This window comes from Rhizobium sp. SVR5-9E (genome assembly GCF_056755095.1).
The window spans coordinates 1-231 of the sequence record NZ_JBNDHS010000826.1 but is presented as its reverse complement, the minus strand read 5'-3'; the positions used below and the strand labels follow the sequence as shown (position 1 = coordinate 231).

The 231-nt window shown below is 40.7% G+C and carries 1 protein-coding gene; it reads left to right on the top strand.

Going from position 1 to position 231, the window contains the following annotated elements:
• Nucleotides 1–231 (top strand): hypothetical protein (locus ACPYOJ_RS37155; protein ID WP_481420653.1); only part of this gene is annotated, 231 nt, incomplete at both ends.

The following is a 231-nucleotide window of genomic DNA, read 5'->3' as shown; positions in this document are numbered from 1 at the left end:
CAATTGCAGCAGGAGCCTTCTGTTCTGGGCTATCAGTTTCAGTGGCTTTTGAATACCGAAACGTATTTTTTGCCCCAAGATGAAAGAATTTTTAATGCAGGAATTCAGCAGGAAATCAGTGTGCATCCTGTTATTAAAATATTGCAACAGCAGAAAAATATCTCTGAACAGCAGATTGCCCTCGAAAAAGCAAAATTACTTCCCGGCCTGCAACTGGCCTATAATCTCAAC